The organism is Marinobacter gelidimuriae, from assembly GCF_000372805.1.
GTDB lineage: Bacteria > Pseudomonadota > Gammaproteobacteria > Pseudomonadales > Oleiphilaceae > Marinobacter > Marinobacter gelidimuriae.
Genome location: NZ_KB889957.1, coordinates 1 through 3586, shown reverse-complemented (window position 1 = coordinate 3586; position 3586 = coordinate 1). Strand labels below are relative to the sequence as shown.

At 54.4% G+C, this 3586-nt stretch carries 3 protein-coding genes and 2 pseudogenes; 3 read left to right on the top strand and 2 right to left on the bottom strand.

Annotated features, from left to right (window positions below; translation table 11 throughout):
* Positions 1-245 precede the first annotated feature (245 nt).
* Positions 246-881, top strand: coding sequence for a thiol:disulfide interchange protein DsbA/DsbL (locus A3OI_RS0118845; RefSeq protein WP_018405754.1), 636 nt, complete (start codon positions 246-248; stop codon positions 879-881).
* A 53-nt stretch (positions 882-934) separates the two neighbouring features.
* Positions 935-1825 carry an endonuclease/exonuclease/phosphatase family protein gene (locus tag A3OI_RS0118840; protein WP_018405753.1) on the top strand — a complete coding sequence of 297 codons (891 nt, stop codon included), beginning with the start codon at positions 935-937 and terminating at the stop codon, positions 1823-1825.
* 110 nt (positions 1826-1935) lie between these two features.
* Here A3OI_RS0118840 and A3OI_RS0118835 read toward each other — a convergent pair whose 3' ends face one another.
* Positions 1936-2985 (bottom strand): DUF2333 family protein, encoded by a 1050-nt coding sequence (locus A3OI_RS0118835; RefSeq protein ID WP_018405752.1) that lies wholly within the window; start codon positions 2983-2985, stop codon positions 1936-1938.
* 7 nt (positions 2986-2992) lie between these two features.
* A pseudogene (locus A3OI_RS0118830) lies at positions 2993-3232 on the bottom strand (EAL domain-containing protein); the annotation flags it as partial.
* Positions 3233-3316: 84 nt separating this feature from the next.
* Here A3OI_RS0118830 and A3OI_RS22485 point away from each other — a divergent pair.
* Positions 3317-3586 (top strand): annotated as a pseudogene (locus A3OI_RS22485) (IS1595 family transposase); the annotation flags it as partial.

The following is a 3586-nucleotide window of genomic DNA, read 5'->3' as shown; positions in this document are numbered from 1 at the left end:
TAGGGACCTTAATATTACGAGTTTGCCTACTTTATTCAATGCCTTATGCGAAAACGTCAACAGCCCCTAGTACTAGCACCACTTGGCGCAAACCCTCAGCCACACATAAGGCGAGTAGCTTGGCCTGAGCAGGGTTTTTTGTTATTTACCGGAGGGTAACCCGGTTGGTGCTGGTGTGAATGGAACTTTTTCGCTCTCTGTGGTCATAATCCTACCTTACGTAATCAACAAGTCGGAGACAGTGAATGATTAAGACCGTGATAAAGGCCGCCGTACTGGCGGGAGCTATGGCCATTGCATTACCCGCTATGGCGGCGGATTGGCAGCAGGGCACCCACTACAAAGTGCTGGATAACCCGGTGCGAACCGATCAGGCCGATAAAATAGAGGTCGCTGAGGTGTTCTGGTACGGCTGCCCGCACTGTTATTCATTCAAGCCGTTATCCGAAGAGTACGAAAAAAACGCGCCAGACTACGTTGATTATGTTCGCTTGCCGGCCGCGTTGGGTAAGTCTTGGGAGCCCCACGCTTACGCGTTTTATGCGCTGCAGGCCATGGGTGAACTGGATAAGGTTCACAATGCCCTGTTCGAGGCTTTGGTGGTCGAGCGTCGACAGCTGAACACGCCTGAAGCCCTGGCGGACTTTGTCGCCGAGCACGGTGTGGATGCGGATGAATTTCTGAAGAATTATAAAAGCTTTGGCGTGAATGCCCGGATGCAGCAGGCGCAGGCCAAAATACGCGGCGCGCGAGTGACCGGAACACCGACTATGCTGGTAAATGGCAAGTACATTGTTACCGCTTCTACGGCCGGTAGCCCGCAAGCGGCGATTGAGGTGGTTGAATACCTGGTTGCCCAGGAGCACGGCGACGGCGAATAAGAGTGAGAAGCCGTTGAGCGGGCAACGCGTGAATTCCTAAGATACAGGTGGCTATGTATAAGCGTTTGCGCAATCAGTGGAATGATATGCGGCGTTCCGCGGGTGATGCTCGCGGCAGCTCATCGGGTGTGGACCACGTTCCGGATTTTGCGGAAGGTGGTCACATCCGGCTGCTGACGTTCAATATTCAGGTGGGCATCAGCACTTCGTCATACCGGCACTACCTGACCCGCAGTTGGCAACACGTGTTGCCTCATCGTAGCCGTTTTGAAAATCTGGACCGGATTGCCACGCTGCTCAGTAATTACGATGTTATTGCGCTACAGGAATGTGACGGTGGCAGTTTGCGCAGTGGCCATATCAACCAGGTTCAGTACCTGGCCGAGGCCGCCGGTATACCCTATTGGTATCAGCAGCTTAACCGAAATCTTGGGCAGTTTGCCCAGCACAGTAATGGCTTGCTGAGCCGGTTTCGGCCGCTCGAGGTAAAAGAGCACCGTTTGCCGGGGTTGATTCCCGGCCGTGGTGTGATAGTCGCCAAGTACGGCAATCCGGAAGACCCGCTGTTGCTGGTTATGACGCACCTGTCGCTGAGTAAATCGGCCCAGCAGCGCCAGCTGGGCTTTGTTAGCGACTTAATCAACGACTATCGTCACGTGGTGCTGATGGGCGACATGAACGCTCATGCGGAGCAGCTGTTGACCAATACGCCGCTGAAGCAGACCGACTTGATTCCGTTGCCGGCAAACGCTCACAGTTTTCCCAGCTGGCGCCCTGAAAAAGCGCTGGATCATATTCTGGTGAGCCCCAGCCTACAGGTCCATAGCTCCGGCGTGGTCGGTTACCCGATGTCTGATCATCTGCCCATTGCTTTGGACATTACTCTACCAAAACCGGATGCTGCATTGCCAAAAGCAGATGTAACGTCGCCGAAATCGCCCTAAAGTGCTTTTTAACCATAAAAAACCCGACTCGCCGGTCAAGCCACTCGCCTTATGTGTGGCTTGCATTAAGTCCGGTTTTTTGTTGCCTGCACATCAGCGGGAGCCCATTGCTAGCCCCGCGACAGTAACTCCCGCATGTCACTGATCGCCGCGTTGGCCCGCGACAAATAGGCCGCCATGGTCAGCGAATGGTTGGCCATTATGCCAAAGCCACTGCCGTTGAGAATCACCGGGCTCCACATGTCGCCCTGCGCACCCTCAAGCTCAATGATGACCTGCTTAACGCTGGCTGTAGCGTTCTTGTCCTGCAATACCTTGCGGAAATCCACTTCAATGGCACGGAATATATGCAGTAGCGCCCAAGAACTGCCGCGGGCCTCGTAAAACACATCGTCTATCTTGGTCCAATCGGTTTTTACAGCAACGCCTTCGGCTCGCTCTTCCAGCGGGTCCTGGCCTTCAAAATCCGCTACCGTGTCGGAAATAGAGGCTTTACCCACACTCTCACCCAGGGTGCGGGACAAGCTGCCCAAACGGGTTTCCAGGTCGGCCAGCCAACTGTTCAAGCTATCGGCACGGGCATAGAACTGCGCATCGGCCTGATCAGGGCTAGACAGCCGATTCAAATAGCGCTTCAAAGCGGTGATCCCGCGACGATATTCGGATTCGGTTGAGGGAATCGCCCAGCTATCGCTATCAAAGTGCAACTGGGGCTCGGCAATGATCAGGTCCGCGTCTTCCGAGGACTGGCTCTGGGCGCGACTGATGTCTTGACGCATGGCTCGGGCCAGATCACGCACTTGCACCAGCACACCGAATTCCCAGTTGGGCACGTTGTCCAGCCAAAGGCCCGGAGGGAAAATGTCGTTGGTAATGTAACCGCCGGGCTTGTCCAGCAGAGTTTCCGCGATTCGGATCATGGTGGCGGTGGTGGCAAAACCAGTCACCGGTTCACGCTGCATGGCGTTGGCGGTAGCACGGGTGTGTTCACGCACAGAGAAACTGTCGGGCTCGCTGCTCCAGTACATACCCATGATCATGGCAATCAGCAGGTAGAACACCACAATGATAAGCAGCAACTTACCCACCATTCCACCACCGGAGGAATCCCGGGCATCGCCTTTTTTGTCCTTGAAATACTGCCTGATTTTGCCTGGCATAAGCGTATTATTCCCCTGTCAATTGGTGGTTGTCTGCGGTAAACGGACGCCCCAGATGGTAGCCCATTGCACCATCAATGCCCATATCACACAGTACCTTGAATTCCTCGACGGTTTCCACGCCACTGGCAAACACTTTCACACCGCGACTGTGGGCAATATCAACAACCGACTTCAAAAAGAAGCGGTTATCGCCATGTTCGTCAATGCCATGGGTGAAGCTGTTGTCAATACGCAGAGCTTCCCATAACCCAGAGCAACGCAATCAGTTGAGATCCTGTCTTTCTGGGGTTGGCGGGCCGTTACAGGGCGTAATCAAAGTACCCAGNCGCTGACCCAGAGCCTGAGCGTACGCAAAGCGGCGATACAGTGTGGTGTCAGCAAGAACACCGCTTTTCTGTGGCGACACCGCTTCCTCAGCCAGATTGCTGATCATCAGGCCCAGCATGTATCTGGCATTGTCGAAGCAGATGAAACCTTCTTCCTAGAGTCCTTCAAAGGTCAGCGAAATCTGCCCCGTCCACTTCGCCAAGAAGGAAGGCATTACGCATCGACCGATTAACCCGAGTCAAAAGCGCCGGGTTGATGGTGCTTTCCACAT

Coding starts and splice junctions, on each gene's coding strand:
- A3OI_RS0118835 (WP_018405752.1), bottom strand. CDS start 2,985: ATGCCAGGCAAAATCAGGCAGTATTTCAAGGACAAAAAAGGCGATGCC.
- A3OI_RS0118845 (WP_018405754.1), top strand. CDS start 246: ATGATTAAGACCGTGATAAAGGCCGCCGTACTGGCGGGAGCTATGGCC.
- A3OI_RS0118840 (WP_018405753.1), top strand. CDS start 935: ATGTATAAGCGTTTGCGCAATCAGTGGAATGATATGCGGCGTTCCGCG.